At 48.1% G+C, this 26,950-nt stretch carries 32 protein-coding genes and 1 tRNA gene; 17 read left to right on the forward strand and 16 right to left on the reverse strand.

The genetic code is table 11. The annotated features are described in order from the left end of the window. Positions 1 to 21: 21 nt before the first annotated feature. Both N186_RS01080 and N186_RS01085 read right to left on the reverse strand, forming a co-directional pair. Positions 22 to 555 carry an SLOG cluster 4 domain-containing protein gene (locus N186_RS01080; RefSeq protein ID WP_020961917.1) on the reverse strand — a complete coding sequence of 178 codons (534 nt, stop codon included), beginning with the start codon at positions 553 to 555 and terminating at the stop codon, positions 22 to 24. 4 nt (positions 556 to 559) lie between these two features. Then, entirely contained in the window at positions 560 to 895 is a 336-nt protein-coding gene (locus N186_RS01085) for a hypothetical protein (protein ID WP_148681941.1), read from the reverse strand. 297 nt (positions 896 to 1,192) lie between these two features. Here N186_RS01085 and N186_RS01090 point away from each other — a divergent pair, with 297 nt between their 5' ends. Further along, positions 1,193 to 1,417, forward strand: coding sequence for an antitoxin VapB family protein (locus N186_RS01090; protein ID WP_020961919.1), 225 nt, complete (start codon positions 1,193 to 1,195; stop codon positions 1,415 to 1,417). A gap of 167 nt (positions 1,418 to 1,584) precedes the next feature. Next, the gene (locus tag N186_RS01095) at positions 1,585 to 1,818 is read left to right on the forward strand and encodes a hypothetical protein (protein WP_020961920.1); all 234 of its coding nucleotides are present in this window, start codon (positions 1,585 to 1,587) and stop codon (positions 1,816 to 1,818) included. 170 nt (positions 1,819 to 1,988) lie between these two features. Here N186_RS01095 and N186_RS01100 read toward each other — a convergent pair whose 3' ends face one another. The 4 genes from N186_RS01100 to N186_RS01125 form a co-directional block, all read right to left on the reverse strand. Then, positions 1,989 to 3,341 (reverse strand): APC family permease, encoded by a 1,353-nt coding sequence (locus N186_RS01100; RefSeq protein WP_020961921.1) that lies wholly within the window; start codon positions 3,339 to 3,341, stop codon positions 1,989 to 1,991. A gap of 39 nt (positions 3,342 to 3,380) precedes the next feature. Further along, complete coding sequence (locus N186_RS01105) at positions 3,381 to 3,695, reverse strand: hypothetical protein (protein WP_020961922.1); 315 nt, start codon at positions 3,693 to 3,695, stop codon at positions 3,381 to 3,383. A 75-nt stretch (positions 3,696 to 3,770) separates the two neighbouring features. After that, positions 3,771 to 4,184 (reverse strand): hypothetical protein, encoded by a 414-nt coding sequence (locus N186_RS01110; RefSeq protein WP_020961923.1) that lies wholly within the window; start codon positions 4,182 to 4,184, stop codon positions 3,771 to 3,773. 1,056 nt (positions 4,185 to 5,240) lie between these two features. After that, positions 5,241 to 5,714: an archaellin/type IV pilin N-terminal domain-containing protein gene (locus tag N186_RS01125; RefSeq protein ID WP_020961926.1), complete on the reverse strand. Its 474-nt coding sequence runs from the start codon at positions 5,712 to 5,714 to the stop codon at positions 5,241 to 5,243. A 252-nt stretch (positions 5,715 to 5,966) separates the two neighbouring features. Between N186_RS01125 and N186_RS09640 the strand changes: the two genes are divergently transcribed. Further along, a complete protein-coding gene (locus N186_RS09640) occupies positions 5,967 to 6,107 on the forward strand; it encodes a hypothetical protein (protein WP_020961927.1) in 141 nt (46 codons plus the stop codon). A 184-nt stretch (positions 6,108 to 6,291) separates the two neighbouring features. Then, positions 6,292 to 6,368, forward strand: a tRNA-Gln gene (locus tag N186_RS01130). A gap of 51 nt (positions 6,369 to 6,419) precedes the next feature. Here the strand turns inward: N186_RS01130 and N186_RS01135 are convergent. The 5 genes from N186_RS01135 to N186_RS01155 all read right to left on the reverse strand — a co-directional run bounded on the left by N186_RS01135 (position 6,420) and on the right by N186_RS01155 (position 9,336). After that, positions 6,420 to 6,782 carry a hypothetical protein gene (locus N186_RS01135; protein WP_020961928.1) on the reverse strand — a complete coding sequence of 121 codons (363 nt, stop codon included), beginning with the start codon at positions 6,780 to 6,782 and terminating at the stop codon, positions 6,420 to 6,422. Positions 6,783 to 6,971: 189 nt separating this feature from the next. Beyond that, on the reverse strand, positions 6,972 to 7,334 hold the full coding sequence (locus tag N186_RS01140) for a roadblock/LC7 domain-containing protein (protein WP_020961929.1): 363 nt from the start codon (positions 7,332 to 7,334) through the stop codon (positions 6,972 to 6,974). A 12-nt stretch (positions 7,335 to 7,346) separates the two neighbouring features. After that, the gene (locus N186_RS01145) at positions 7,347 to 7,901 is read right to left on the reverse strand and encodes a protoglobin domain-containing protein (RefSeq protein WP_020961930.1); all 555 of its coding nucleotides are present in this window, start codon (positions 7,899 to 7,901) and stop codon (positions 7,347 to 7,349) included. A 207-nt stretch (positions 7,902 to 8,108) separates the two neighbouring features. Next, positions 8,109 to 8,693 (reverse strand): protoglobin domain-containing protein, encoded by a 585-nt coding sequence (locus tag N186_RS01150; RefSeq protein WP_020961931.1) that lies wholly within the window; start codon positions 8,691 to 8,693, stop codon positions 8,109 to 8,111. A gap of 100 nt (positions 8,694 to 8,793) precedes the next feature. Next, positions 8,794 to 9,336, reverse strand: coding sequence for a hypothetical protein (locus N186_RS01155; protein ID WP_148684665.1), 543 nt, complete (start codon positions 9,334 to 9,336; stop codon positions 8,794 to 8,796). Between the two features lie 517 nt (positions 9,337 to 9,853). On the opposite strand from N186_RS01155, the gene N186_RS01165 reads away from it, so the two are divergent. Together N186_RS01165 and N186_RS01170 are read left to right on the forward strand one after the other, a co-directional pair. Next, positions 9,854 to 10,846, forward strand: a complete 993-nt coding sequence (locus N186_RS01165; protein WP_020961934.1) for a DNA methyltransferase — start codon at positions 9,854 to 9,856, stop codon at positions 10,844 to 10,846. Further along, positions 10,843 to 11,751 carry a type II restriction endonuclease gene (locus N186_RS01170; RefSeq protein WP_020961935.1) on the forward strand — a complete coding sequence of 303 codons (909 nt, stop codon included), beginning with the start codon at positions 10,843 to 10,845 and terminating at the stop codon, positions 11,749 to 11,751. The genes N186_RS01165 and N186_RS01170 overlap by 4 nt, the downstream gene beginning before the upstream one ends. Here N186_RS01170 and N186_RS01175 read toward each other — a convergent pair. Then, positions 11,748 to 12,491: a hypothetical protein gene (locus tag N186_RS01175; protein WP_020961936.1), complete on the reverse strand. Its 744-nt coding sequence runs from the start codon at positions 12,489 to 12,491 to the stop codon at positions 11,748 to 11,750. The two genes, N186_RS01170 and N186_RS01175, sit on opposite strands and share 4 nt — an antisense overlap. Positions 12,492 to 13,323: 832 nt before the next feature. Here N186_RS01175 and N186_RS01180 point away from each other — a divergent pair. From N186_RS01180 to N186_RS01220, 9 genes are all read left to right on the forward strand, one after another. Then, a complete protein-coding gene (locus N186_RS01180) occupies positions 13,324 to 13,755 on the forward strand; it encodes a hypothetical protein (protein ID WP_020961937.1) in 432 nt (143 codons plus the stop codon). 352 nt (positions 13,756 to 14,107) lie between these two features. Further along, entirely contained in the window at positions 14,108 to 14,638 is a 531-nt protein-coding gene (locus tag N186_RS01185; RefSeq protein WP_020961938.1) for a hypothetical protein, read from the forward strand. Between the two features lie 101 nt (positions 14,639 to 14,739). After that, complete coding sequence (locus N186_RS01190; protein ID WP_020961939.1) at positions 14,740 to 16,086, forward strand: amidohydrolase family protein; 1,347 nt, start codon at positions 14,740 to 14,742, stop codon at positions 16,084 to 16,086. A 21-nt stretch (positions 16,087 to 16,107) separates the two neighbouring features. Continuing rightward, entirely contained in the window at positions 16,108 to 16,827 is a 720-nt protein-coding gene (locus N186_RS01195; RefSeq protein ID WP_020961940.1) for a purine-nucleoside phosphorylase, read from the forward strand. Further along, positions 16,827 to 17,609: an FkbM family methyltransferase gene (locus tag N186_RS01200; protein WP_020961941.1), complete on the forward strand. Its 783-nt coding sequence runs from the start codon at positions 16,827 to 16,829 to the stop codon at positions 17,607 to 17,609. Before N186_RS01195 ends, N186_RS01200 begins: the two co-directional genes overlap by 1 nt. Positions 17,610 to 17,640: 31 nt before the next feature. Then, positions 17,641 to 18,348 (forward strand): purine-nucleoside phosphorylase, encoded by a 708-nt coding sequence (locus tag N186_RS01205; protein ID WP_020961942.1) that lies wholly within the window; start codon positions 17,641 to 17,643, stop codon positions 18,346 to 18,348. A gap of 10 nt (positions 18,349 to 18,358) precedes the next feature. After that, positions 18,359 to 18,787 (forward strand): hypothetical protein, encoded by a 429-nt coding sequence (locus tag N186_RS01210; RefSeq protein WP_020961943.1) that lies wholly within the window; start codon positions 18,359 to 18,361, stop codon positions 18,785 to 18,787. A gap of 26 nt (positions 18,788 to 18,813) precedes the next feature. Continuing rightward, positions 18,814 to 19,335 (forward strand): ECF transporter S component, encoded by a 522-nt coding sequence (locus N186_RS01215; RefSeq protein WP_020961944.1) that lies wholly within the window; start codon positions 18,814 to 18,816, stop codon positions 19,333 to 19,335. A 36-nt stretch (positions 19,336 to 19,371) separates the two neighbouring features. Continuing rightward, complete coding sequence (locus tag N186_RS01220) at positions 19,372 to 20,136, forward strand: PH domain-containing protein (RefSeq protein WP_020961945.1); 765 nt, start codon at positions 19,372 to 19,374, stop codon at positions 20,134 to 20,136. On the opposite strand, the gene N186_RS01225 is transcribed toward N186_RS01220, so the two are convergent. From N186_RS01225 to N186_RS01235, 3 genes are read right to left on the reverse strand one after another with little or no spacing between them, the layout of a single operon-like run. Continuing rightward, positions 20,133 to 20,840, reverse strand: coding sequence for an energy-coupling factor transporter transmembrane component T family protein (locus N186_RS01225; RefSeq protein WP_020961946.1), 708 nt, complete (start codon positions 20,838 to 20,840; stop codon positions 20,133 to 20,135). The two genes, N186_RS01220 and N186_RS01225, sit on opposite strands and share 4 nt — an antisense overlap. Continuing rightward, positions 20,837 to 22,426 (reverse strand): ABC transporter ATP-binding protein, encoded by a 1,590-nt coding sequence (locus tag N186_RS01230; protein WP_148681947.1) that lies wholly within the window; start codon positions 22,424 to 22,426, stop codon positions 20,837 to 20,839. The genes N186_RS01225 and N186_RS01230 overlap by 4 nt, the downstream gene beginning before the upstream one ends. Then, a complete protein-coding gene (locus N186_RS01235) occupies positions 22,423 to 23,007 on the reverse strand; it encodes an ECF transporter S component (protein ID WP_148681948.1) in 585 nt (194 codons plus the stop codon). The genes N186_RS01230 and N186_RS01235 overlap by 4 nt, the downstream gene beginning before the upstream one ends. Positions 23,008 to 23,197: 190 nt before the next feature. Here N186_RS01235 and N186_RS01240 point away from each other — a divergent pair, with 190 nt between their 5' ends. Together N186_RS01240 and N186_RS01245 are read left to right on the forward strand one after the other, a co-directional pair. Continuing rightward, positions 23,198 to 24,151 carry a thiamine-phosphate synthase family protein gene (locus tag N186_RS01240; RefSeq protein ID WP_240366761.1) on the forward strand — a complete coding sequence of 318 codons (954 nt, stop codon included), beginning with the start codon at positions 23,198 to 23,200 and terminating at the stop codon, positions 24,149 to 24,151. An 82-nt stretch (positions 24,152 to 24,233) separates the two neighbouring features. After that, positions 24,234 to 25,304: a TrmB family transcriptional regulator sugar-binding domain-containing protein gene (locus tag N186_RS01245; RefSeq protein ID WP_020961950.1), complete on the forward strand. Its 1,071-nt coding sequence runs from the start codon at positions 24,234 to 24,236 to the stop codon at positions 25,302 to 25,304. Here N186_RS01245 and N186_RS01250 read toward each other — a convergent pair. Beyond that, positions 25,294 to 26,949 (reverse strand): TIGR04190 family B12-binding domain/radical SAM domain protein, encoded by a 1,656-nt coding sequence (locus N186_RS01250; protein WP_020961951.1) that lies wholly within the window; start codon positions 26,947 to 26,949, stop codon positions 25,294 to 25,296. The two genes, N186_RS01245 and N186_RS01250, sit on opposite strands and share 11 nt — an antisense overlap. Between the last annotated feature and the right edge of the window lies 1 nt (position 26,950).

Genomic DNA, 26,950 nt, shown 5'->3' on the forward strand with positions numbered 1-26,950 from the left:
CAGTTGTCTTAAGCTAGACATCTAGAAGGATCCTTTATGTTTCAAGGAGACTAGAGAGCACACTTTGTCCGCTAGCTCCTCGACACTCTCGTAGAACCTCAGCTCCGCCAGCCTCCTCGAATCAACGTATGGCTCATAGACCCTCATCTTGTCTGACGAGAGGCCCGTCCCTCCCAAGACAAATACGGGCTTGCCTTCTAAATATGCGGTAACAATCTCCATAATCGTGCCGGCCTCCCCGCCCACAGCGACCAACACGTCCGCCGTCCTAACGAGCACGACACTTCTACCCCTAAAACCCATGCCAGTCCTTACAACTATGGCTCCCTCTGGGAAACTCTCGTCCTCCCGCTCTAGTGGCGGGAAAATAAGGACACCCAAGCCCCTCCCCAAAGCCTCGTCGACAACAACCCTCATGAGGCCCCAGTAGCCACCAACAGCAACTACGAGGCTTGTTCCACACCTCTCAGCCAGCAGGCCTACAAGCCTCCTAGCCTTATCCGCAAGGCCGGCAGGGGCTTCCGTCCCCAGTGCGGCTATCCCCACGACCTTCACTTGTTCACCCCTTTGCTAGGTCCTCCATGAGCCTCTTGACCTCGTAGTAGACAGCACCGAGAGGCATGTCCCTGTACAAGACGAAAACCTGCTTCCCAAAGCCGTACTTGGCATAGGCAATACCCGAGCCACTACCCTCGGCTATAAGTATCCTCACACCCATATTCCTAGCCTTCCTCAAAAGCTCGGTAGAAAAAGAAAACGTGTCGAGAATGAGGGGAAGCTTCTCCCTGTCAACCTCGCCCACAATCCAGGTCTTCCCATCCTCCACTGCAACAATGCCCCTAAACCCCCTAACCCTCGCTAATGCAGAGCGAAGCTTCTCCTCGACCCCATCCATGCCTATCACCTAGTATTTTTCCCACAGCGTGGAAGCTTATCCAAGGACGCTAGACACACAATTAACCTCCATTCCTCCAGAAATCCCTCACCCTCTTATAAAGACTATCACCCGAGAACAAGTACTTCAGCCAATCAAGCTCTCCTCACCGCTCAGAACCAGAAACCATCATCAGCACCTTTACATGGTAAATCCCATATAAAAACCTTCATCGCGGCAAAACCTAAACACATCTACTATGTTCAGAAAGACGAGGCGATAAAAAACTTGAAAAGTCATCGTGTATTACCCATGTGCATGAAGAAAATAACGGTAAGCGACGAAGTATACAAGAAGCTCTTAGCACTCAAAGGAGAAAAAACCTTCACAGAAATAATCGACGAACTCATAAGAGAAAACGTGAAAAAACGTGCCGAAATGATAATCTCCTTGTCAACAAAAAGCCCGCCAGAAGAATATGAAGAAGCAATTAAATTCGTAAAGGAAGGTTTACGGGCCAGACACATCGAAAAAGATACTTGAAGCATCTTTCCTCTCAGAGGCAAAGATAGGAAAAGTCGAAGTAAAATCGGAAACAAGACAAGAATGCTTCAAGCATTTGGACAAAGGTTTCAACGGGACGCATCATGGGAAAAATTGAACTAAATTTCTTTTAAACCCGCAAGACATTCTCTTTCTCGGTGAGACACATGGCTGGCAACATAAAGCTAGAAATAACATTCGGGAACAGTGACCCCCTCAAAGTACAGATACAGGACGGGCAACCCCTCGAGCTACTCCTAGAAAACAATAGCGACGCCACTGTAAGTTACGAAGTGTTACTCAAAAAGCTAGAGGGGTACCTGACCTATACAATACTCAAACTAGAGCTGGACGGTAAGACGGCCTACCTGGCAGAAGCACAAAGCCGGGAAAAATACTAGAAAAAGCCCTGCCGCCACGCCAAAGCACGACCCTAAGGCTTAGCGTCCTCTCCCCAAAGACAGTCGAAGACAGCGCAGAGATATCAATAGAGGTAAATGCAAAACCAGTAGTCGTTCCAAGCGTCCCCATAACAATATTTGAAGAAGTAGAAATAGAGAACTAGAAAAAACTAGCTTCCGTTTCTTCTAGGCTTATACATCACTAGCCCCAGAAGGGCAACAATTATAGTGCTAAGCCATACAATCCAGTCCCCAAAGCTTAGGGCAACAAAGAAAACAATCAACACGTTCGCAAGCACGGGCAAAAGCGGAAAGTCGCCAATATTCAGCGGAACCCTAAAGTGCCTCTTAAGGTCTTTTCTCCTCCTCAACGCAACGACGGAAGAGTTCACGAGCAGGAAGGCCAGGAGAACCGCTAGGCTCGCAGTCTTCCCGACAAGGTCTATCACCTGGTACTCCTGCCCACCGAAGCTCAGCCTCCACCCAGTTACACTCGGCAGATAGTCCGTGAGGAATATCAGCAGTATAGCCAGCGCCCCCGAAAGAGCCACAGCAACGTAGGGCGTCCTCCTCCACTTATCAACTTTGGCGAGCCCGCCCCACGCAACCCCCTCCTCCGCGAGCCCATACGCTAGGCGGGAAGAAGACACGAGAAAGCCGAGAACAGTGTTAGTCGTGGCGAATAGGGCTATAACCATAAGCAACAGGAACGAGCCCGGCCAAGCCCTAGAAGCCGCATCAGCCATAGGGGCCTTGCTCGCTCCTAGCTCCTCCCAGCCCATAAGCCTCACGACAGACACGCTTACAAGAAGGTAGATAAGAGTCGTAACGCTCACAGCAAGCACGATGGACTTAGGCACAACCCTCTCAGGGTTAAGGGTCTCCTCGCTAAGCGTAGGCTGGTACTCGAAACCAGTATACGCAAAATAGAAAACCGCGGCCCCAACCAGCACAGCCAGCACGGGGTCAGCAGAGGGGTTAAAAGACAAGTAGCCTGGACTCCTCTGCGGGAACAACAGGCCAAGCAGGGAAACAAACAGCAGGCCCCCAGCCTCTATAACAGTGAAGACGGCACTCAGCGCCGCGGACTCCTTTATACCCCACCAGTTCAGAAAAGACAAGGCAATGAGGAGCACAAACGTCACAGGCACAATCCACGAGTCGCCCAGCCAAAAAAGCCTAGCAAAATAGCTCGAGAAACCTAGACCAGCAGTCGCGGCCCCAGCAACACCCCCGAAAAACAGCATCCACGCCGCCATGAAGGCTACAAGCCTGCTCTTCGGGAAAGCCTCAGCCACATACGTATACGTGCTCGCCGCAGTCGTGAAAATCGAGGAGAGCTCCGCATAGGAAAACGCTGTAGCCACAGCTATCACAGCCGAGAAGGCGACACTCATCCACACAGCGTCACCAACAATCCCAGCGGCCCTACCAATCAACACATAGATGCCAGCGCCAAGTATAAGCCCAACACCGAACAGCGTCGCGTAGCCCAGCCCAAGCTCCCTCTTAAGCTCCGACATACACATAGAAAAAAGAGAAAAACTAAAAAACCTTTACCCTTACTCCTTCAGCTCCGCCGAAACCTCGCCCTCAAGCGCCCCAGAAGCCTGCCATATCTGGATATCCCTAGCAACGATCCTCACTGGCTTCCCGTTCTCAACATAGACAGCAATCTTCCCAGTAATCAGCTTGTTGCTACCAATCTTGTCCTCGATAGCAAAGCCAAGACGCTGAACAAGCCTCGCAAGGACACGCCTATGCTCCTGCAACACGGCCCTGTTCCTAGCGCCAACCGCGCCCCAAACATAGCGGATAAAGCTGCTACCCGTCGGGTTAACCGGCCTAACTAGCTCAAACTCTATCGTCTCACTCATCAAGCCAAAAAAACAAGCAACAAATAAATATACTTAGCGCAGAAAAACAAAGCAAAAAATCGTTTATCCAAGAGTTTAACTCTTCTTGTAGACCTGTAGGATTATGAGTTTTGGATAGTCTTTTCCGCTAGCAGTGTGAAGCTTTATCTCGAGACTAACACCAGGAGTAACAGTAAATTGAGAAGGGGCGTTCTGGAAATACAGAATTAGTGGTGTCTGATTGCCAGGTTTTAGAGGTATTGGGAAGTTGACGTCTGTGCCACTAACTTTCACCTTTAACCCTGTTGCACTAGATGGAAAAACATTTACGTATATGTCTGTTATTGTTGCAGTGGATGTTCCAGTGTTCTGAACAATGACGTAGATGCCGTTAGTGTCATCGTATATAGATGTTATTTGGAGCTGCTCGAAGCCCGTGAAGAGCCCAACGATTCCTGTCATCCAGAAGGCTACCGCTATCGCCACTGCGATTGCAACGCGCGCTACCACGCATGAGCTTCAAAGAAGGGCTAGGCATCTCTTTCTTAATGCAACGGAATTCTTCTTAATTGCATGCTTCCTTATCTACATCAGAGATCTCAAAGCTGAGACTGCACACGCACCGTGTTGCCCCGCCTTGTCTCGGAGTTATGAGTTCTTTCTTCTCTCGCAATAGCTCGATACGACTTTCAGCGAACGCGCTGAACATTTATTCCACCCATTCGCTTTCAAGGAGTCTGATAGCAGGTCCTACTGGACGCCGCAGTCTCAAAAGCTCCTTGGCTTTTTGAGCAAGTGCATGCATCACTTCGGGCAGACACGCATCCACCCCAAAGTACAAAGGGTGTGCTCTGAGCTCGGTTCTGACGATGACAGGGCAGAGCTCTTGCCTTCTCTCATCCTTTTGCTTTTCCAGCGGCATGTCTTAGAGCTTATGAGGTTAGCAAAAAGTGTTTCGCGTGTTGATGCACCCCCGCTCCACACCTATTCTTCAAGCAACCCGAGAAAAGTGTGATGATTCACACCCGAGGCTTCCGCAAGGCAATGCCAGGCTCGGAAGACGCGACCACAGGGCCGCCTTAAACATCAAGAAAATGGTGGGGAGGCTAGGAGAGCCTCGTCAGCAAACAGTCTGTTATAGGCGCTCCCAGAGCCCTCTTTATAACTGAAAGAATACATAAACCCGTGAAGAGCGCTAGCCGCACGACTCACTGTGTCAGGGTCAGCTACGGCCGCTCTCCTCACCGCTCAGCGACGGAATTGCACATCATCAAAGCCCTCGGCACAACACGTGCTAAAAGCAACCCATGTACTAGGAATAGCGGAGGAGCCCCCTGCACCTAGCACGCTCAGCATAGCAATAATGAAGCCAAAGCCGCTGAACGCCCAACAAGCTCGCGCTGTCGCTCTGATACAGAGCCATATTCCTTATACACTGCCAGACCTAGATGTAACGGATAAATCTGCTACACACCGAGTTAACAGCCTAACAAGCTTAACCTTCACTGTTTCACAATTAAATAGAATATATAAGAAGATAAAAAAATATTTTTAACATGCCTCTGCTTATCCGCCAGTTCGATATGCCTGTAGGACTATTAGCTTGGGATAGTCTTTACCACCAGCTGTGTGCAGCTTTATCTCAAGGCTAACGCCTGGCCGAACTGTAAAGGGAGGATTATTCAAAGTGATGTGTAGAGTCGCTGACGAACCTGCTGGAAATGTTATTCCACCAGTTGCTAAGTCACCCTGCACGTTGCCTTGAATATTTTGTAATTCAACCTGTAATCCGACCTGAGTGCTGGGGAGCCCGTTCACGAATATGTCTGTTATTGTTGCAGTGGATGTTCCAGTGTTCTGAACAGTGACGTAGATGCCGTTAGTGTCATCGTATATAGATGTTATTTGGAGCTGCTCGAAGCCCGTGAAGAGCCCAACGATTCCTGTCATCCAGAAGGCTACCGCTATCGCCACTGCGATTGTGACTGCAACGATGATGACGGTCGCTATTACGGGGCTTATACCCCTTCTTTTCTGCATAGTTTATCATGTATTTTTCTTTTTTTTCCTTATAAAGCTTTTGGCTACCTGGCTTGGAAACAGTTCCCGGGAATAGCTTTTGCCAGCTTATATATACGGCAGGCTTTCCTACGTGCCTTGTTTGGGCAAACACCACTTTGGGAAACTCTCGAACAATATGCCTCTCACGTAACTAGTTTATTGCCGTTATGTTTCAATTTGTCATGATAAATAATGCGCAAACTTATTATTAACCAGCGGTAATAATTAGTTATGCTCGCTTCTAAGGAGCTAGACAAGAAGGAAAAGCTGAGAATACACGAGTCAGACAAGGTAATCATTATACACAGCGAAGAGTCAGACTGGGCAAAGAGGCTAGCAGAGGGGCTAAAGAGGGAGCTAGGCCTAGAATAAAAAGAAAAAACAAATAGACCGGCAACTCCCAGGACTCATCAAACGCGTAAATATGGCACCACTAAACACATGAGGATACCCTGTATTCTAGTTTCAAAAGGGGAGCGGGTGCGGACTGGGAACCGTGTCGGCCCGCAGGGGAAGATTTAAATCTGGGCCCTTTACAATATTCATGTCGCACCGGAGCCCGGTGGTGTAGCGGCCAAGCATGGCGGGCTTTGGACCCGCAGATCCGGGGTTCGAATCCCCGCCGGGCTACCAGCCTATGTTTCTGGATTTTCTTGAAGCCTAAAGAACAAGGCGCGACCATCTCTATGGAACGTTTACAAACAAGCTGTACTCTTTTCCCGTAGATGTGACAAACGTTACTTGTAGTGTCTGCGCGCTGGTCTCTGTTTCTAGGGTGTGAGTGGAGGTTTCTCCGGGATTTATGGTTGCCTGGAATTCTAGAGGCTGGCCGTTTATCTTTGCAAGTATGATCGTAGCGGGCTTTGTTCCCCTGTTTTTGATGTATGCCGTGACTGTGACTTTTGTGCCTTGGCGCTGTGCCTGTAGCTTTATGTCTAGGAGCTCTATGTCTGTGTGCATAGTGGCGATGTTGCTCAGCCAGAAGACTGCAGCTATAGAAACAGCGATTACGACAGCGATTATAATCAGGTTCTCGAAGGTTTCCATAGCCTATATACTGCCTCCCATGGTTTTAAGCTTTATCCAGGGGGCTCTCTAAAGACGCCCCGAGGGCGTTAACGCCTGCATCCTAGACACGCAATCTCTTCTATATACGTTGGGCAGGCTAAAACCTTAGATAACTCTAATGAAGTTATTCAAATAGCGAGAAAAATCACACAGAAAAATAGCCCGGTTCTAGTGTGTTGTTTCTAGTTTTTTCTTTATGTCTCTTAGTGTGTATAGTAGTACTCCTAGACGTGTATCTTTGTTGAATAGGACTGCTAGGTATCCTATTTGGCCTAGCCTTGTGTAAATTATCCCCGAGCCGTCTGGGGCGTTGACTGTTATCCATTCCGCCTCGCCCTTTCCCAGCTCCGTGCTAGCCCTGTTGCCCACCTCGCTCAACACAGCCGTCAAAGCGGCGACCTTCTCCTCCAGCTCCTTGTCAGCAAGACTACTAAACAACGGCAAACCATCACTACTCGAAACAACAAACCCCTCAACACCACCAACCCTGGCCACACCTTCAACAACACGCCTAACCTCCTCAACACTCATCCCGACCACCCCTTACTTTACGCCTAGCTCTTTCATTATGTCTTTTAGTGTGACTGCCTGTAGCCTCTTGTAGACTCCCTCGTTTATCCCTAGGACTTTGTCGAAGAGCCTCTGCCTCATGACGTCGTAGCCGAGGACGATTATCCTCAGGCTCCAGTGGACAGACTTGAGGACGGGGGCAAGGTATGGGCTGTCCTTGGGGATACGGCTTATAACTTGATGCGTGACGAACGCGAGCTTCGATAGTAGTGTCGGCAAGGGTATCCCGGCACCCGCAAAGGTGAAGCCCATCTTCGAGATAGCCATGCAGTGATCCATGTCATAGTTGCCGTAAAAGATGGCTGTCATCCATTGCCCGAGCATCGCCTTCACGTTGTCTAGCCCTAGACTCTGCAAGAGGTTTGCCCCTTCGGGATCCTTCTGCAACCCCTCAATAATCTCTGCCACGATTTTGTCCTTCTGTGGAAGCACAAACTGCGACGCCTCGCGGAGCCTCTGCTTGTCCTCCTCGCCTAGACCCACGTATCGGGAGATCTCTGCACAGCCCTTTGAAATTAGATCCTGCATATGGGTCAAGCCGGTAGCGGACCCTTGGTTTATAAAAAATTTAGTTCAATTTTTGATGAGCATTTCTCTCTTTTATTTTTAAAAATTATACTTTTCCTTCTCATGATAAAACTACAATATATCAATAAAATTTTTGCAGAATAAAAGTTGCATAAATCATTGAATTGATATAAAGGCTTTATCAAAATAGGAGCCCCTAGAATATGACTATCTTAGCTCTTGGGATATTTCCTGGGCGAGCTCCCTAGCATATATCCTTATCAGCCTATTATACACGTCCTCGTTTATCCCCGTCGCCCTCTCGAAGATCCTCTGTCTCACAACCTCGTAGCCAAGCATAACAACAGTCAGGTTCCACCTCAAAGCCTTCAACACGACTGGGAAAAGATGGCCGGCTACTACATGCCTCGAAATAACCTCCGTCACAGTAGCAAGCTTCGCGAGGACAAAGCCTGGAGGCAAGCCGTGGGCGGCAAGCGTCAAGCCTATCTTTGACACCTCTAGACACATTTTTTCACCATAGTCCCCCTGAAAAGCCGCAACGAGCCAGCCCCTAAGCATGCCCTCCAACGCTTCCCTAGTGAGCCCAGCCTCCTGAAAGATCCTGGCCGCCTCGGGGTCACGGAAAAGCTCCCCAAGTATCTCGCCGACAATCTCTCCGCCCTTTTCGATGACGCCATGCGAGGCCTTGTGCAGGAGCTCTACCTCGGCCTGTCCCATCCCAAGAAACTCTGCTATCTGGCTACAGTTATTTGCTAGAATCTCCCTTAAAGGAGCCCTATGGTTAGGCATGGTTATTCCACCCTTGATACCTATATCCTTCCAAATATTTGTTGTTTTTATGAATAAAAAATCTATGTAGCCAACATAACCAAAAGCCTAAGGAAACTGGCTACTTCGCCTGGGGCCTCGACTCCTGTCTCTTCTTTGTTTCTGCCTTTTTCTTAGCAATTGGATATGCAAATATGCACTGGCCGTCTTCCTGCTTTGCTGGCATTTCTCCTCTCTCCATGTCGTATCTCTCCTTTAGCTTGAGCAGACCTAGCCCTTCTAGGTAGCCCTTAACGAAGCCTATTAATGGGCATGCAGTCAAAGGCGACTCCAGCCCACCCGTGTCCCTCGGGCATATCCTGCAAGACTCCCTGTCAAGCCTCACCTCCACGCTACCCCCTCTCTGCTCGACCACTAGCTCGTCTGTAAAGCCCATTAAGTCGTTGAGGAACTGTAATGCCTCCTCTGCGCTCTCAAAGCTCAGCCCGTGGACCGAGACGTACTCAGCCATACAGCGGCCAGTATGCTCCGAGGCCTCCCTTAACACGTTTAGACCTAGTACACCTGTTTCCATTAGCCTTGCCAGCATACATGCAATATACACGTGGTACGCGTTTGCATTTACCTTTAAGGCCCTCTCAACGTCCCACGCCATCTTCATCACGGGGCAACAAACGAGGAGGACGCCTTATAAGGAATTTAGTTCAATTTTTCCCCGGTTTCTTCCCAGAGAAAGCTTTAAGAATTGTATGTACTCATTAGCTTTGCGTGGTAGTGGCTCCGGGGATATCCTTGCCTTTGGCCTTTTTTCCATCCTGACGTCTTCCTGTATGGGTGGAGCCCTTGCCGGGGAGGGGCTGGCGAAGGGTGGCAGGGGACCTGTGCAGTTTTGCATCTACAAAACAGTCCCAAGCGTCGCGCCAAAAACCCAGGGAAAAATCCCGGCAAAAAACACCCGGCAAAAACAACAATCCCCCCGGCCAAAACCCCGGCCGCAAAAACCATTTAACAAGCAAATCTTCAACACAACATTTCAAAAAGCCTAGCGAAACATGGATCAGCCCAATGTCTCTACAACCACAGGGGATAGCCACACAGCCCTCCATGCGGAACCATGGACAAAAATACGTGAGCATATTTATTTAGCCACGTTACAATATATTGGGAGAAAGTGGATCGGCATGGAGGCTAGAGCCAGGCAGGAAAAATATATACCGATGAGGCTGGTAACGAGGGAAGAGTACCTAGAATACATCAAGACACATAGAACCGTACGCATAGAGGACGAGGAGATCCCCATTGGGAAACCCCACAGGATCGAGAAGTACGCGCCAGACGACTCCGCCCTCGAGACCACGACCGTGTGGTCCTTCCCGGACAGGGGCGACTGGGCAACGCACAGGGGCGACTATAGGGGGAACTGGGCCCCACAGATACCGAGAAACCTCATACTTAGATACAGCAGGCCCGGGGAGACAGTCCTCGACCAGATGTGTGGAAGCGGGACAACACTAGTCGAAAGCAAGCTCCTTGGGAGAAACGCCATAGGCGTAGACATAAACTACGAGGCAGTCATGCTCACCATGGACCGTCTCAACTTCAGCTATAGGCCCCTCGACCCAGACTACAGGGAGCCAGAGATAAGGGTCTATCATGGCGACGCCCGGAACCTGAACCTCATCGAAGATGAATCCATAGACCTTATAGCGACTCATCCTCCCTACGCAAACATAATCTCGTACTCTAAAGCCAAGAGAATTGAGGGAGACCTATCACAAGTCTACAGCCTGGAGGAGTACCTGCAGGGAATAAGGGAAGTAGCCAAGGAGAGCTTCAGAGTCCTGAAGCCCGGCAGGTACTGCGCGATACTCATAGGCGACACCAGGAGGCACAGGCACTACGTACCCATAGCATTCAGAGTCATGCAACAGTTTCTCGAGGTTGGATTCATACTGAGGGAAGACATCATCAAGATACAGTGGAACACAAAGACAACCGAAAAGAAGTGGGCCCGGCTAGCGAAGACAAGCGAAGAAAACTGGATAGACAAGCCAGAAAACAAAAAACACTGGACAGACTTCTACCTAATAGCACATGAGCACTTATTCGTTTTTAGAAAGCCAGCCGAAGGCGAGGACATAGAAAAGTACAGAGACAGCATGAAGTGGTGGTGAAACTGGTAAGATACCAGCTCCTAGGCTTCAATACAGAGGAAGAGTATCTAAAGCATTTCCTAGACACACTCCTCGAGACAAACTGGACATACGAATACTTCGTGGACTGGGACAAGGTCAGAAGCAACGTAAAGAGCTATGTCAAGGAAATCTGCCTCCTAAACGCCTTGACAAAGATAGAAAAAGAGAAAAGAGAAAGCGAGCTCAAAGATATATTCCTAAGATACCCCGAAACAATCAAGGTCATACCCCTACTTATCGCTGTCCGAGAAAACAGCATACCCATCCTAGAGATAAGCGAAAAAGCCATCTACAAAGTATTTGACTTTAAAGAACGCAAGCTAAGCCCCAAAGAAGCCGAGGAGCTCGTCCACTTCTGCAGGAACATAGGCATCTTAGACCTTTTCGCGGAAATAAGTGACCTATACGCCTACCTACTAGGAGTAGAAGTCGGACTAGACACAAATGCGCGAAAAAACCGTAGCGGGAAGATATTCGAGAACTTGGTCGAGTTGCTACTAAATAGGAAACTAGCAGGAATCAAAGACCTTAGGATTAAAAAGAACGACAAGAGCGTTAAAATTTCTAGGAGCAAGAACGCTGACTTTGTCATATACTATAAGGGAGAACCCAAAGTAATCATCGAATGCAGTTTTTACAGCGAAACAGGAAGCAAACCCATCGAAACGGCAAACTCATACATAGACCTACAAAAGAAAATCCAACAAAAGAACATATACTTCATCTGGATAACCGACGGCAGGGCATGGAAATCAATGGAAAACACAATCAACCAAGTCGCCAAGGAAATCGACTTCCTATTGAACTACAACATTGCCAGCGAAAAAATAGACAAGCTAATCGAGCACATTTTATCTGACAAGAACAATTCTCGACAGCCCTAGCCAAGCCAACCGGCCGGAATCCCCCGCTGCTCGTCCACCACGCGCTGGCCAGCCTTGTCCACTACGCCAAGGACATAGCTCCAAGCCCTAGACACCCTCTCCCTCACGCCCTGCCCCGCCAAGGACTGCGGCACAAACACCCTCCCAATGCTCGCCCGCGAAAAAAGCCACGCAGAAAAGAATCCCTCGCCAAGCCCCTCGACCATTGTCCTCGAGGGAGCCTCTCCAAACAGCCAGTATAGGTCCCGGGCAAAGTTGCCCGCAATGTTCCTCAGCAGGTCCCTCTCCAGCTCCGGGAAGACGCTTGGCCCAAGCCTCTCAGCAACGTATTTCGGGAAGCTTCCGCCTTCCGGAACAAAATACGCGCCACTGGCAGACATAAGGTAAGCCTCAGACCCCAAAATTATGGACGGATCCCCAGCCAGGTACACGGCAGACGCCACAGTGAAAGAGTGGTAAATGCTCTTGAGTAGCCGGGCGTAGGCCTCCTCCAGGCTTTCAACATAGATCCTGCCCTCTGCAACGAGAGACTTGACCTCGTCGTCCTCAAAGTACCCCTGCAACACGACCCTGCCGTCTATGGAGAAAGCTGGCACACCGAATACGCCCTTCTCTAGGGCATGGAAGGGGGCCTTCTCGACATTTAGAAAATTTATCCGGCCCAGCAGTCCCTCCGCCTTTAAGATTGTGTACACGTGGTATGACTCAGAGCACCTTGGGTGAACATATACTTCAAGCATACATAAGGCAGATAAGTTGAGGAATAAATCTGTTTCGCGTGCGGGGAAAATGTGCATTGAACAAAGGAGCAATTAGGAAGGTCACATAGTTTGATGCACAACACGGCTAGGTCTAGAAGCACCACTTAAAGACACAAGGAACCAATATAGATGGGTTAAACCATGCAACCGCCCCTGCGAATAGATGAACCGGAGTGTGGGTATGGGAAATGGAGCGCTAGCGGGAGCATAGATAATAAATATGGTGTAGATAACTTATCTCGCAATTGAGAAGGTACCCAAGAGAATGGTTTAGAAATTTGCTTCGACTTTTGGTCTTTGTTGGAGAACTCAACGAACTGGAGCAAAATTATCCTTGTCCAGGAGCTTTTCCAATGTGTTGGTAAATTTTCTTCCTTTATTTAGCTATTTTAAATTATGTGTTATGTTATAATTCTTCTGTAATTCGTATTACGGATTACAGTATACGATTTATGATATCTGTCGTATGAGTTTTGTGTTACGGGTTCTCCGTTACTGACTTTCTCACCTTGTTTTGATATTCATTGAGGGTTATGTTTTGTTCGCTCCATTTGTAAAATTACTTTTGTTATTTAAAAGGCTAACATTTAAGATAAAAGGAGGCTTCGTTATTTTAAACAATACGTTTATTTAAACATGTAAGGTTTTTTGGAAACGTTATTTTTAAAAAGAAGAGTGTTATAATAATCTTTGAGCCTTTTTTTGATTTTAATGCCTATGTGTCTTGGATTAGTTAAACATTTATGTAGCTAATTATGTAATAATTTTTGTGATGAATCCTGAGGCATTAATGAATGCTTTGAGGGAATAAGTGGAGAAGGTAGATGAGACTCAGATCCCCTTTGAGATAGTCAATATGATGTCCATTCTTAGGGAGATTTCTAGAGCGACGGAGCCTAGACAACTCATTGTCAACTTAGTTGAAATGAATGAATATACGGAAAGGTTGTTTAAGATCTGGATAGAGGGTGAGGAGTATGGTGAGAATGATTTTATTGTCCGTTTTAAGTACATAGGCAGGGTAGCAGAGTTAGATTGGGATCTTTTTCGTAAAGAGGGACAAGTTGTTTATCATTACAAGGATGAAGGTGAAAGGACTATTATTGAGATTTCTGGAAGTCTGGACGAAGTGCGGAGATATGTTGTCGCCATTTTGTACTTTCTTGTTCGTTCCTTGAACTTTGTACATTTTTATGACCGCGAAAAAGCGGTTATGTTGAGTCGTTTGGTTTGGGAAAAATAGTTTTTCTTCATACCAGGTGTTTCCGGTATAGCGCGCGCTAATTCTGCTCGACATGCCTGGGTTGGCGTGTTTTGCTTTGAATATTTCGGGGTCATTATTTGTTGTTGAATTTATGGGAGAAAGGGTGAGACTTAGCTACGGGCCTGGTGAGCCGGACTAGATTGTTGTATACTCTGGGAACTCGACAGTGGTAGATGTAGGGAAGAAGTGGAAGGTTAAGTCTTAAAGTATTTTTCTTTTTGGGCTTTAGGGCTTGGATAAATTAAAAACATTTTCTTGTTTTGTTTATGTTTTTTGATTATCTTGTTGGGGAAAGCAAAAAATTTATAGTTGTTTTTGTTATGCTGTAGTTGTGAGCGGTGAGGAAAAGGAGACTATTCCGGAGGAGTGGCTTGATAAGTTTATTAGCGAGATGATCGAGGGCGATGAGGCTTTAAAGACAATGTCTGAGCGTTTCAAGATTACAAGGAACCTAGGGGAGGCGCTTGATTTTGCTGTTTCTCTGCTTGACAAGTATACTGCTGTTTCGATTAGTGGTTTTCCCCGGGAGGTTATCGTTGTTAGGCTTTGGGTTGTCGAGGCTAGGCGGACTAGCGGGGAGGAGGTTGTGAGGAGCAACCGTGATATTGGGTACTATGTTGTTTACCGGTACGGTATGCCTTGGGACCCGTACGAGAGCTTTTTTGTTGCTTCTAGGGAGGAGCTGGTTGAGCGGTTGAAGGGGCTTCTTGAGAAGCTCTTCAAAGAGGATCTTGAGAAGGGCGAGGATGTGAGCATTGACGGCAGGAATTATACTTCTGTGGAGTTTCGCGGTGATGGCTATGTGGTTTTGATGGCTTTGGCTCGTCCTCATGCGAAGACTTGGTTTATGTATATTTGGTGAGGTTTTTGGCTGTTTGATGGTTTTTGGGCTTTGTTTTTTGGGTTTTGTGGGCTTGTTTGTGGCGCGTTAGTTTTAAAGTTTTGTTTTGTGTGTGGATGTGTATGGGCCTGCTTGTTGTCCGTGATGCTGAGGCTGTTTTGACGATGGATAGTGCTGGGACTGTTTTGAGGAGGCAGTCGATACTGATACAGGATAATAGGATTGTGGCTGTGGGTGATTATGGGTCTCTTGTGTCCGGGTTTGGTAGCCCGGACGAGGTTGTTGATGGTCGTGGTAAGCTGGTTTTGCCTGGTTTCTATGATATGCATACGCATGTTGCGATGGCTGGGTTTAGGGGGCTTGCTAGCGATGTGGGGGACGTGATTTATCGTGTTTTTTGGCCTCTTGAGCGTAGCCTGGACGGGGACACGGTTTACAGGTTTGCTCTTTTGGGTGGCCTCGAGGCAGTTAAGAGTGGTGTTGTGCTTGTTGCTGACCACTATTTCTTTATGGACCATGTTGCCAGGGCCCTGAGCGAGGTTGGGGTTAGGGGGCTGCTTGGGCACACGTATATGGATCGTGACGGCCCGTTTACTGGGGAGAGGGAGCTTAGGGCTGGATTGGAGTTTGTTGATAGGTGGTCTGGGCACGAGCTTGTTGTTCCAGTTTTGGCTCCACATGCGCCCGACACTGTTACGCGGGAGAATTTGAGGTATCTGGGCGAGCTGGCCCGTGAGAGGAATCTTTTCCTGCACATGCACCTGGCGCAGACTCTTAGGGAGTTTAGGGTTGTGAGGGAGGAGACCGGGTATACGCCTGTGAGGTATGTTGAGAGGCTTGGGCTTCTCGGCAGGAGGACTATTGTTGCGCATGCCAACTATGTTGACGAGAACGAGAAGGCTTTGCTGGCTCATAGTGGTAGCCTGGTTGTCCAGTGCCCTTCGACGTACATGTTGTCTGGGACGCCTTTCCATGCTTATGACTATTGGCAGCTTGGGGGTAACGTTGCTGTTGGGACGGATGCACCGTGCTACAACGATAACTCGGACTTTTTCGAGGAGATGAGGCTACTCGTTTATGGCCAGCGGGTGAAGTTTGAGAGGAGCAGTGTGTGGAGGGCCTACGACTTGCTCGAGATGGTTACTAGGCAGAGTGCGAGGTTTGTTGGGCTGGATGGGGGCTACATTGGGAGGGGGGCGCTGGCCGACCTGGTGCTTGTCGACTTGTCGAGTGTGAGGCTTAGACCTTTCCTGAACCCGTATGCGAACCTGGTGTATGCGGCTAGTAGTGGAGACGTTGATACGGTAATTGTTAATGGTAGGGTTGTGGTGAGGGGGAAGAGGCACCTCTTCCTGGACGAGGAGCGAGTTGTTAACCAGGCGGAGGCGGCTTCTAGGATTCTCTTGCGTAGGGCCCTCGACGAGGACCCGGAGCTGGAGAGGATAATTGGCGTGGATAAAGTAATATAGGGGGTTGCCGAGATTTTCTTGATGCCGAAGCCTCTACATATTTTAGCAAAGCCGGAGGACATTGCTCCGAGGGTCATAGCTTCTGGTGACCCTGCTAGGGTTAAACAGCTTGCTGGGTATCTCGAGGGTGCCAGGCTCGTAAACGAGAACAGGGGGTTCCTCGTATACACTGGGAAGTATAAGGGTGTAGACGTCACTGTGGCTACGCATATGATTGGTGCGCCTTCTGCAGCGATTGTATTCGAGGAGCTCATAATGCTCGGCGCCAAGCTCATTGTGAGGTTTGGGACCTGTGGGGGTTTCCTGCCAGAGATGAGGGTTGGTGACTTTGTCATTGCTACTGGGGCTTCCTATAGCGGGGGCGGCACGATGAACACTTATAGCCCAGGTGAGTGCATGGCGGCTGTCCCGGACTACGAGGTTCTAAAGGCGCTGGTCGACAGTGCGAGCAGGCTGGGCTTGACGTTCCACTTGGGCCCCGTGATCAGCAGTGATAATTTCTATTCTGGGCTCGAGTACTTGAATAGGTGGATTGCGAGGGGCATGATTGCTGTAGACATGGAGGCCGCAACGTTGTTCCTCGTGGGGAGGCACAGGCGGATAAAGACTGGTGCAAGCTTCGTGGTGAGCGATGTTATTGGCCACGCATACGAGAAGATGGCGACCGCCGAGGAGCTCAGGGAGGCTGTAGACAAGGCTTCACGGGCAGTGCTTGATGCCGTTGTAAGCGTGAAGGTTTAATGTCAAATGTCTCGCCTACCAATAAAATATCCTTTTTTCTGGCCCGGTTTTTCTCCCAGCTTGGGGGAAAGCTACCTCTAGAAAGCGTCGTGATTCCCTTTGGAAGGTACAGGTTTATTGTTCCTAGGAGGTGGCTGGAGGCCAGCCTGCTTAATATCGAGCACATCTATTTGCTGGGGGACTATGAGCGGGTTCCCTGCATGACGTGTGTGGAGCCAGGCGGGGCTGTGCTTGATTTGGGGGCGTTTGTGGGCTTATTCAGTGTGAGGGTGGCTTGTGAAAACAGGGATGTTAGGGTGTATGGTGTGGAGGCTAATCCTTTTGCCTGCCGGTATCTAGAGGCTAACTATAGGCTTAACGGGGTGAGAGGGGGTGGGGTTCTCTGTGGGGCGGTTGGTGTCAGGAGTGGCGTCGCGAGGCTGTTCGTGGCTGATAATGGTGTGAATTCTTCGCTTGTGCCTGGATACGTGGATGATTATTCTGTGAAGATTGGCGAGGTAGGGGTTAGGGTCTATTCTTTGCGGGAGGTTTTTGAGAAGTTTCAGCTTGATAGGGTGGCACTTGTGAAGATGGACATAGAGGGGGCAGAGGAGGGTGTTCTTTATTCTTCTAGGGAGCTTGTTTCCCCAGACAGGGTGGAGAGGTGGATTATAGAGGTTCATCCTCCCTACTCTTCTCCTAGCAGGATCGTGGGATTGCTAGAGAAAGGGTACCGTGTCGCCACGTTTTATGACTATGATGCTCCGGGCCAAGTGTTTGTGTATGGGTGGACGCGGAGGTAAAACCTATATGTGTGTTGTGGGGTTATAGGGTATGCCTTTCCATATACGTGCAGAAAGGGTTTCCGATAGGGTGATCGTTGTCGGGGACCCGGGGAGGGCAAGGCTTATTTCCAGCATTCTAGAGGACGCTAGGCTCGTAAACGAGAACCGTGGGTTACTCACATACAACGGTTTCTGGAGGGGAAGAGAGGTTACTGTGGCTACCCATGGTATGGGCGGTGCCGGGGCAACAATTGTCTTTGAGGAGCTTATCCAGCTGGGCGGCCGTTTCCTGGTTCGCTATGGGACGACTGGCGGCATAAGGGAAAACGTCGAGCCGGGAGACTTCGTAGTGCCGGTTTCCGCTTTTTATCATCCCGGGGGGCTATTCAAGCAGTATTTTGGGGATCTCTGTGTCTCGCCTGCGCCTGACCTCGAGTTGACGTGGAGGCTGAGCGAGTCTCTTAGGGGTAGGGGTCTCCGTGTGTGGGCGGCGCCCGTTGTGAGTAGTGATGCTTTCTATGCCGAGACTCCCGAGGTTGTAAAAAGGTGGAGCGAGTTTGGGGCTGTGAGCGTGGAGATGGAGTGCGCTTCTCTTTTCGCTGTTTCGCGCCTGAGGGGTGTTAGGAGCTCATCGGTTCTCTTGGTTAACGGGAACATATTGTACCCAGGAAAGAGGATGATCTCTGAGGGGGAACTAGAGGATAGGCTTCTAGCCGGGGCTAGGATCATTTTGGACGTGCTTGCCGAGCTGAAATGAGGTCATAGAGATGTCTCTAACTTATAGACGCCTTACTGAGTTTAATGTTGCTGGGAGAGAGCTCCGCGAGAAGCGGAGGCTACTGGTTTATGGTAGCTGTATATTCCACGAGTACCCGGACATATTGTCAAGGTTTAGTGAGGGACGTGTGGCTCTGGGCGTGTGTCTCGAGGCGGAGCATCTCAATGTTGTGGCTTTGAAGCTTGCATCTATTTTTGCGAGGGTCGACCTGGAGGAGGTAGTTGTTTTGACTGTTGACGGTTCTCCGCACTGTATCCAGCTTCACCATGCTGTCGAGGAGGCTAGGAAGGTTACCGGGAGACAGATCAACGTCAGGCATTTCGTGATCGAGGGGGGAGAAGCTCTAGAGGTCAGCCCCGAAGCCGTGAAAGTAGCTAGGTACTTGTCAAAGATTCAAAGACTACTGAATAAGACTTAATAATTTCCCCTCAAAATTATGATAACGTGAGTAAGGAGAGCAAGAGCAGTTTAGTTATAGCTGTTTCCGCGGTCTTCGCGGCTTTAACAACAGTCCTGACATATTTGCCTGGACTCGCCTTGCCCTCGCCAACGGGAGGATACACCAATGTAGGTGACACCATTATCTTTATTGCAGGCCTGCTTTTCGGCTCCAAAGTTGGCCTTATAGTTGGCCTAGTGGGTCCAGTGATTGCCGACTTTTTGGTGGGTTATCCTAGGTGGTATGTGACACTTGTCGCCCACGGCCTGGAGGGGTTTATCGTGGGGATGGGTGCTAGGAAAAGCTTCAAGGTGCAACTGATGATGATGGTGATTGGAGGCCTAGTGATGAGTTTTACGTATTTCGTTGTAAATGTGTATGTTAAAGGGCTTGCCCCTGCTGTTGCCTCGCTTATCAGGGACGTGTTTGGACAGACCCTTGTATCAATAATTCTTGCCTCGCTGTTGCTAAAGCCTCTTGAGAAATTAGCTGTGATCAAGAGAGTTCAGGAAGTCATCCTGGGATAACAAGACTTATTATTTTTCTTTTTCCTCTATATTGATGTGAGTAGAGAGGCTTTTTGCTGGGAGGGGAGTCCCACTAGAATCTCTTATCTTGGACAATATGCCAGGGCACTGGTTCCCCTTGCTTCGCTTGGCTTGGTAGCCGTTTTCCGCTGGTTCGCGGGCGACTTTCTTAGGGATGTGTCAGGAGTGGCTTCTTTTGTTTTACGTGAGATTTGGCCGGACATGCCGACTCTCGATGCCCTTATATATGCTGGAGGGGTTTTCTTGTCATTACTCTTGGGATTGCTGGTTTGGGTTGTTGCCTTGGATATTTGGGTTCTTGTTTTCGAGGTATTCGCGTATCTGGCTGTGGAGGCTGTCCGGGTTAATTTAGGTATTGGCCTGGGGCTTGCTGGGAGGGTCTTGTTTTTGGCTCTTTTTTCTTTTGCATGGATGCTCCTAGTAGATGCCCAGCGTAAGACATACAGATACTCTGTGTCTCATAGGGGTGTTGCTATGTCTGGGGGTCTTTTGAGGAGGGTCGAGAGGTATGTTAGTGGTGACGCGATTAGCGACGTTATTGTTGTGAAGCCGTTGCTTGGCAGGCTCTTTGGCTTTGGCCACGTGGTCGTTGTTACGCCTAGCCAGCTGGGCCTCGGCGAGACCTATAGTTTGGGCGGTGGGGCAACTTCTAGGAAGGGGCTAGGGGCTATAGTTGGGGGTGGGAGGGCTGTTAGGGAGGTGTTAGCTAAGCCCTGGAACTGTATATTTGGCGTAAAGAATCCTGACAGGGTGAGGGATTATATACTTAATGGATGCTAGAATAATGTCGAGAGGTAATGGGTAGATACTAGGAAAATGATGTAAAAGATAGAGAAGTATAGGTCTTTTCTCGAAATTTTGGTTTCTTCCAGGTATGTTCTGTCAGGGTATTTACCGAAGCCTCTTGCCTGCATCGAGATTGCAATCGCTAGTGATCTTTTGACTGTTAGGAATAGGAGCGGGAACACGTAGGATATTATGTATCGGTGTGGTTTTCTCCATGAGAAGTATCCCTTGATTTTTCTGAAGGATATCATGTTTTCCAGGTCTCTCTGTATCAGTGGTGCAAGGCGTAGGGTTATGAAGGACATGTAAGCGTATATGTATGGTACTTTGAGCTGTAGTGCTAGGGAGGTGGCGAGCGACTTTGGCGTTGTGGATGATACGAAGAGTATTGAGTATTCGATTATGACTAGTATTCTGGCTGTTAGGGCTAGGGACATTGATAGGGCCTTGGTAATCGTGAGGGAATAGTTGTAGATGTATAGGGCAAAGTTTACCCATGTATAACCTATGAGTGTAGAAATTATGCCTAGGAATATTGGCTTTGTTATTCTTGGCTTCTCATATGCGAGAAAAATGCATGCCATTGTTATGTGGAAAAACGCGATAGTTGGGTTGCCCGTTAGGGCTACTTGAAAGATTCCTATGAGGAATAGGGAGAGCTTGACGAGCGGGTTAAGTTGTTGGAGAAGGCTTTTCATTTCTGCCGGTCACCCCTCGCCAATTGCTTTAATGTTTCACGGTAGTCTTGCAGGGTCTCTTTTAGCTGAGCTGGATCCTCGGCTTCCTTCAAGAAGCTTGGCGGGTCAAAGTTTATGCGTTGCCATATGTCCCTGTTTAAGAGTAGGTCTTCTAGGCTTCCTGCGAAGACTATTCTGCCCTGGGACAGCCCATAAATTTTTGACTGTAGGAGTGTTACTAGCCATGAGTCGTGTGTTACTAGGATTACTGTTTTCCCAGAGTTTGCCAGGTGTTCTATGTTCTTTAACACGAGGAGGCTGTATTTTAGGTCTAGGCCAAAGGTTGGCTCGTCTAGGAGGTATACTGGCCTGTCCAAGAGGATCATTTCTAGTAAGGATACGAGCCTTTTCTCTCCTTGGCTTAGCTCGTAGACAACCTTGTCTCTGAGCTTTTCTAGACCAAATCTTTTCAGTGCCTGTTCGGGGTCGAGACTGGTCCTCCTGGATCCATTTGACACAACGCTTCTGATTTCTTCTTCGACTGTTCTCTCTGTGAACTGGTGGTCTGGTATCTGTGTAACGTAGGCTACACTGGTGGGTGAGGGCTTTTTTCCTTGCACTGTTATCTGGCCATTTTTTGGCTTTATGAGGCCTGCTATTGTTTTGAGGAGGGTAGTTTTACCGCTTCCGTTGGGACCTATTATGACAGTTGTTTCCCCTCTTTTTGCTGTGAAGTCTATGTCGTGCAGGATAATTTTTCCGCCTAATTGTACCTGTAGGGACTTTGCTTGGACTGTTGGGTCTGCATCTTCTACTGTAGGGTTGATGCTTTGGGGTTCTGTGTTTAAGCTGGGGAGGTAGCTTGCAGGTATCCAGACTCCCGAATCTAGGAGCTTTTCTAGGCCTACTTTCTCTATGAGTTCCTCCATGTTTTGTGCCATGATTCCTTGGCCATTGTCTATGTATAGTATCTTGTCAACGAGATCGAGGACATATTCTATCCTGTGTTCTACTAGTATTATAGCCGCGCCGTTCCTTTTTAGCTGTGAGAGCTCGCTGTATATTTCCCTTGCCGTTTTGGGGTCTATGTGTGCTGTCGGCTCGTCGAGGAGGTAGATTTTTGGATCCATTGCCATTATGCTTGCCAGGGCTAGTTTCTGTTTTTGTCCCGTTGAAAGTATATCTGTTGGGTAATCCTTGAAACTGCCAAGTGAGGTTTTGTCTAGTGCTTCCTGGGCTCTTTTGATTATTTTCTCTCTAGGGGTCTTCAGGTTTTCGAGTGGAAAGGCCACCTCATCGAATACTATCGGCATTACTATCTGTATTTCTGGGTCCTGGAACAGGAGACCAATGTCTCCAACAAGCCCGAGCATCCCGACCTCTAGGGCATTTTTTCCAGCAACAGTTAGAATTCCTTCGACCCTTCCAGGTATATGATGTGGTATAGCGCCCGCTATAGTTAAGAGCAAGGTAGATTTCCCGCTTCCAGTTGGACCCATCAGTAGAAGACATTCTCCCCCGTCGATGCTAAAAGAAATATTCTTTACGACGGGTTTCTCGTTATTGGGGTAAAAAATAGTTATATTTTGGGCTTCAACTAGGCTCAATATTTTTTCACCGACTTGCCTACCGCAAAGGCGTCGAGTAGCGAGGATTTTTTAGCCACGTAGTCTAGTATCGCCTTTACAAGTATCCCTGCGAATATCGCGCCGCTTACAAAATACAGGGACCAAAAGACGATTCTCTGTTCGGGCGTCAGGGGGTTAGTTATCCCGTAGAGAATTGTGTCGGCAGGAGCAGCCCAGAGGGCTGGGGCTGCTCCTGCAAGTGCCATTGTAAGCCAGTCCCACTTCTTATATCTTGTAAGGAAGAAGACTGCTTCACTCATTAGGCCCTGCATGAAGCCATACAGGAGGACTGTGGACGCAAATTGTGACCCGTAAAAGAGTTCAAGTATAGCTGCGAGAAGCTCGCCTAGAACTGCTACGTAGGGCTTGCGGATGATATATGCTGGGATTGTTGCTCCGATGAACCATACGCCATAGATTATAGGCGTGAGTGATAAGCCTAGAAGTAGCTTTGTGGCGTCCCAGACGATGTTGGACCAGACGAGAAAGATTGCTCCTATGACTGCTGATGTTGCCGCTGTTAGTACCAGCTCTTCAATTCTTAGTTTTTCGTTCATCATTTTTTATTTTCTAAAACTGATTTATATGCTTAACGTTTGCACTTTCCACCATTTAAGAAGAAGTTATTTCATTTCTTTATAACCGAGTTTTGAGGTAAATGAGAACATAACAGAGTTATAGATTACCTTTAAAAGTTTCTCGTCGTAAGATTTATAACTGAGTTAAATGCAATTCTTATTAAGGATTTTGATGTTTCCTGAGACAGTTGCATCTAATGTGTTTATTCCTTATCTCAGGAAACTACTGATTCTCGAGCTTCGAAGGCTTGGCATGTCTCAGACAGATATTGCTCGTCTCACTGGTGTTACTCAGGCGGCTGTCAGCAAGGTTCTTAATAAGGAGTATTTTCACAGTGAGAAGGTTTCTGGTCTGGATTTGGCTGAGCAGGAGCTGAAGGCTGTCTCGAAGAGGATAGCGAAACTGCTGTATAATGGCAACTTGAATGAGGCTGGATATCTGGCCAATAGGTATTGGTGGCTTGTGGCTGCGAGTGGAGACGCGTGTAAGGCCCATGAAAGGTATGGGTGGCGTAAGAGCGAGTGCTTTATTTGTACCAAGGTTGTTTACCCAGAACTCGATGTCAGCCGTGGTCTGGTGATGGCCGACCTAGAGAGAGCCCTATTAGTTTTGTCTTCGTCCGAGTATTTTGGTTTCTTGATACCGGAGGTTATGAGCAATATTGCTGTTGCTATTCCTGGCGCCAAGAGCATATATGACGTGGCCGCAGTTCCGGGAAGGATTTCACGTTCAAAGACGAATGAAGTTTTGTATAGGAGGCCAGAGTTTGGCGCTAGCAGGCATCTGGGCGGAATCCTATTGTCTATCAACGGGAAATTTAGAGCTGTAATGAATATCAGATATGATGAGGTCATCCGCGAGTCACTCATAAGTATGGGTATTTCATTCAAGGAGTTTAGTAGTGAGGATTATCCTTCAGCAAATCCAGCTGCCTCTGCGGCTGCCGACTTGCTCGAGAAGTGTCCTGACTGCCGGGCACTGGTCGATGTTGGTGGGACGAATATTGAAAGTGTTGTCTATCTTTTTGGTAACCGGGCGATAGAGGTAGCGAATTTGGCTGTGTCTCTTGGTGACCTTTACTATGCGGTTTCAGTTAAATATGGGAAAAGTCTAGGGAATCTATGATTAATCTATATTTACTTTTATTCTTAGAATTATGACAATTAAATATTAATACTTGTTTAACAGAATATAGGAATGAAGAAGTATGGGTGAAAGGGGTCCTGGAACGTTGGATGCGGGTTCCCCTAGGGATGTGGCTGTTCAACTTTTGAAGTTCCTGGGTCTAACTGGTCTTGAGGCTGAATTATACCTCTTGTTGCTTGAGAAGGGTCCAATGAGTGCTCCTGAAATATCTGACCACTTGGTTAAGCATAGGCCCCAGATTCACGTTGCCTTGACTAGGCTGTCTTCTAAGGGGTATATCGAAGAGCTGGGCGGCAGGCCTAAGAAGTATAGGGCTGTTGATCCACAATTGTTGCTGAATATTTTTCTGAAAGATTTTGATGTCTTGGCGAAGAAGGCTCTAGCCTATATGCAGTCAATTTCGAGACCATCCCCCGAGGAAAAGTACGGCGTGTGGATTATACGGGAGCCGGAGGTAGCTAAGAACAGGATGGCAGAACTTTTAGACACTGCTACTACGGATGCCTTGATAATGGGCGATATAAAGTTCATACATCTCCTCAGCGAGAAGATCGAGAATGCTATAAACCGTGGGGTCCGCGTGTATGTTCTTTCATATTCTCTTGGCGAGAGGGGAGCCAAGTTTATCTTGGAAGACATGCCGTTTCTAAAGAAGCTCAGAGTTGCTGTTTCCGGAGACCTGGTAATTGTTGTCGACTCTGAACGGGGAGGCGTTCTTAAGGCTCGCCCGACTCTTCCAACTAGGCATGGGTACCTTATCGAGGAAAGAACGCTTACAGACTACCTTTCGCATGACTTTATGAATAGATGGGTAAACGCTAAGGTGATAGTTGATGAGGACTACGAGTTGCCTTGGAGGTTTACTTTTCACAGGATGGCCCTCTATGAGACAAAGAAGCTTCTCCTCGAGAACAGGAAATTGAGGCTGAAGGTTAAGGGCTACGAGATAGATACTGGCGCAAGAGTCGAAATAGATGGAAACATAATAGATGCGGTGCTTGACGTTCCGGCAGGATTTGCCCATTTCAAGGTTGAGACTGATTCTGGAATAGTTAGAGTTGGTGGACTGGACGCTATTGTAGAGGAGGTTGCCGGAGAATTTTTCGAAATATATGAGGGATCTAAGCAGTAAATTTGTACTTTATTATTTCCCAAGCTAGCCGCGGAGTCAAGTAGGAGAGTACAATTTTCTTCATTGGGTAGAGCTCCTCTTCTTTTAGGGTTTCCTTGGAGTCAAAGACCCCCGCTTTTTTCATTTGTCGCGCCAGACTTATGCTCTGAATAACTGCGGCATAGTATTCGTCGTCGATGAGTCCAACCTTGTGCTTGCTCTTGGCTAGGCTTTCAACAGCGTTGTATGTTGCTTCTGCTATTTCTCGTCTTGTCAACCACTGGGTTTCATAGTTTAACATTTCGTGCCAGTTTTTAGCAAGAAGCAGTTTCCGGTGGTCTGTCAGGGTATAGGCGTATAGCTTGTATCCATATTTTGCCGATTTGTGGAAAGCTATGCTTCCAGGATCAACGAAGGGTGCAAGTGGGGCGACGAAGGCATCAACGGTGTTTGGGGCTTCTTGCCAGAGCTCCTCGAAAAAGCTTCCAATTGGTCTTACGTTTTCAACTGTCTGGCCGGGTAGGCCTATCATAAAGTAAAGGTCTATTCTTTCGAAGCCTAGTTGCTTGGCGTTTCTTAGGAAGGTTTTGAGTGTTTGGTTTGTGTAGGGTCTACCGTAGTGTCTTCTTATTTCTTCGTCCTGAGATTCAGGCGAGATCTGAAGGTAAACTCTTTCGCTGGCTTTCCTCATAAGTTCCAAGACCTCTCTCGGTGGGGGTACGAAAAATTCGAAGAATACTTCCAGGTCTTGTTTTTCGCTACTTAGGAGCTTCGTTAGCTTTTCTATGTAGGTTTTTCCTAGAACCTGGAGGTCGTTGACAAAAAATATTGGCGCCTTTAACCTCTCGGTTATTTCCTTGTATTCCTCAAAAAGGGTTTCAGGCTTCTTTATTCCTAGATTTTTCCTTTGAAAGATTACGCTATAGGTAAAGTGGCTTCCCCCGCATGCTAGACAGTTGTAGGTACACCCCTTATAGGTTATTACAGCCGTGACGGGGTGCTTTAGAAATGTGCTCCATGGAAGCGAGAGGGTAACCCCGCTTCTGACCATAACTTTTACGACTATATCGTACTTGGGGCGAAGCTCGTCGAGTTCTGCTGGGACGTATTTTAAGCCTGTGAATTTTATTTTCCCGTCTTTTGTCCTGTAGGCTATATTAGGTATCTCCTTCAATTCCTCTAGGAGACCTTTCTCGAGCTTTTGAAGAAGCTGGTAGAATATGGGCTCGGTTGTGTCGCCAAGGACAATGGCGTCTACAAAGGGATAGTTTTCTAGTATCTCGCGCCAATAGTAGGTGGATGAGAGGCCGCCAAGAACAACTGGATTCCCCGTGATTTCTTTAACTAGCTTTGCAACTTCAAGGGCACCGTGGGAATGAACCAGCCAGTGGAGATCTATACCGTATACTTTGGCGTCTATTTGACGGATCAGCCTTGCTACATCTACATTGGGATCGTTCACCATTTTAGCGGCGATGTTGTATATGCCGGTCTTTATTCCTCTCTCTTCTAGGTATGAAGCCAGCGAGAAGAAACCCGCAGGATACATGTCGAAGATAGGTTTAGATGGTATAACGTCGCTTATGGGACCATAATTTACGTAGGTATGTTTCCTGAAGTCGTATACGCTTGGTGCATGTATGAGAGCCAAGTCTAAGTGCTTCACA

Origin of the sequence: Thermofilum adornatum (assembly GCF_000446015.1) — an archaeon.
Taxonomy (GTDB): Archaea; Thermoproteota; Thermoprotei; order Thermofilales; family Thermofilaceae; genus Thermofilum; species Thermofilum adornatum.

Excerpts from the sequence above, each read along its gene's own strand:
- N186_RS01085 (WP_148681941.1), bottom strand. The coding sequence starts at position 895 with ATGGATGGGGTCGAGGAGAAGCTTCGCTCTGCATTAGCGAGGGTTAGG.
- N186_RS01090 (WP_020961919.1), top strand. The coding sequence starts at position 1,193 with ATGAAGAAAATAACGGTAAGCGACGAAGTATACAAGAAGCTCTTAGCA.
- N186_RS01095 (WP_020961920.1), top strand. The coding sequence starts at position 1,585 with ATGGCTGGCAACATAAAGCTAGAAATAACATTCGGGAACAGTGACCCC.
- N186_RS01100 (WP_020961921.1), bottom strand. The coding sequence starts at position 3,341 with ATGTCGGAGCTTAAGAGGGAGCTTGGGCTGGGCTACGCGACGCTGTTC.
- N186_RS01105 (WP_020961922.1), bottom strand. The coding sequence starts at position 3,695 with ATGAGTGAGACGATAGAGTTTGAGCTAGTTAGGCCGGTTAACCCGACG.
- N186_RS01125 (WP_020961926.1), bottom strand. The coding sequence starts at position 5,714 with ATGCAGAAAAGAAGGGGTATAAGCCCCGTAATAGCGACCGTCATCATC.
- N186_RS09640 (WP_020961927.1), top strand. The coding sequence starts at position 5,967 with ATGCTCGCTTCTAAGGAGCTAGACAAGAAGGAAAAGCTGAGAATACAC.
- N186_RS01135 (WP_020961928.1), bottom strand. The coding sequence starts at position 6,782 with ATGGAAACCTTCGAGAACCTGATTATAATCGCTGTCGTAATCGCTGTT.
- N186_RS01140 (WP_020961929.1), bottom strand. The coding sequence starts at position 7,334 with ATGAGTGTTGAGGAGGTTAGGCGTGTTGTTGAAGGTGTGGCCAGGGTT.
- N186_RS01145 (WP_020961930.1), bottom strand. The coding sequence starts at position 7,901 with ATGCAGGATCTAATTTCAAAGGGCTGTGCAGAGATCTCCCGATACGTG.
- N186_RS01150 (WP_020961931.1), bottom strand. The coding sequence starts at position 8,693 with ATGCCTAACCATAGGGCTCCTTTAAGGGAGATTCTAGCAAATAACTGT.
- N186_RS01165 (WP_020961934.1), top strand. The coding sequence starts at position 9,854 with ATGGAGGCTAGAGCCAGGCAGGAAAAATATATACCGATGAGGCTGGTA.
- N186_RS01175 (WP_020961936.1), bottom strand. The coding sequence starts at position 12,491 with ATGCTTGAAGTATATGTTCACCCAAGGTGCTCTGAGTCATACCACGTG.
- N186_RS01190 (WP_020961939.1), top strand. The coding sequence starts at position 14,740 with ATGGGCCTGCTTGTTGTCCGTGATGCTGAGGCTGTTTTGACGATGGAT.
- N186_RS01195 (WP_020961940.1), top strand. The coding sequence starts at position 16,108 with ATGCCGAAGCCTCTACATATTTTAGCAAAGCCGGAGGACATTGCTCCG.
- N186_RS01200 (WP_020961941.1), top strand. The coding sequence starts at position 16,827 with ATGTCAAATGTCTCGCCTACCAATAAAATATCCTTTTTTCTGGCCCGG.
- N186_RS01205 (WP_020961942.1), top strand. The coding sequence starts at position 17,641 with ATGCCTTTCCATATACGTGCAGAAAGGGTTTCCGATAGGGTGATCGTT.
- N186_RS01210 (WP_020961943.1), top strand. The coding sequence starts at position 18,359 with ATGTCTCTAACTTATAGACGCCTTACTGAGTTTAATGTTGCTGGGAGA.
- N186_RS01225 (WP_020961946.1), bottom strand. The coding sequence starts at position 20,840 with ATGAAAAGCCTTCTCCAACAACTTAACCCGCTCGTCAAGCTCTCCCTA.
- N186_RS01235 (WP_148681948.1), bottom strand. The coding sequence starts at position 23,007 with ATGATGAACGAAAAACTAAGAATTGAAGAGCTGGTACTAACAGCGGCA.
- N186_RS01240 (WP_240366761.1), top strand. The coding sequence starts at position 23,198 with ATGTTTCCTGAGACAGTTGCATCTAATGTGTTTATTCCTTATCTCAGG.
- N186_RS01245 (WP_020961950.1), top strand. The coding sequence starts at position 24,234 with ATGGGTGAAAGGGGTCCTGGAACGTTGGATGCGGGTTCCCCTAGGGAT.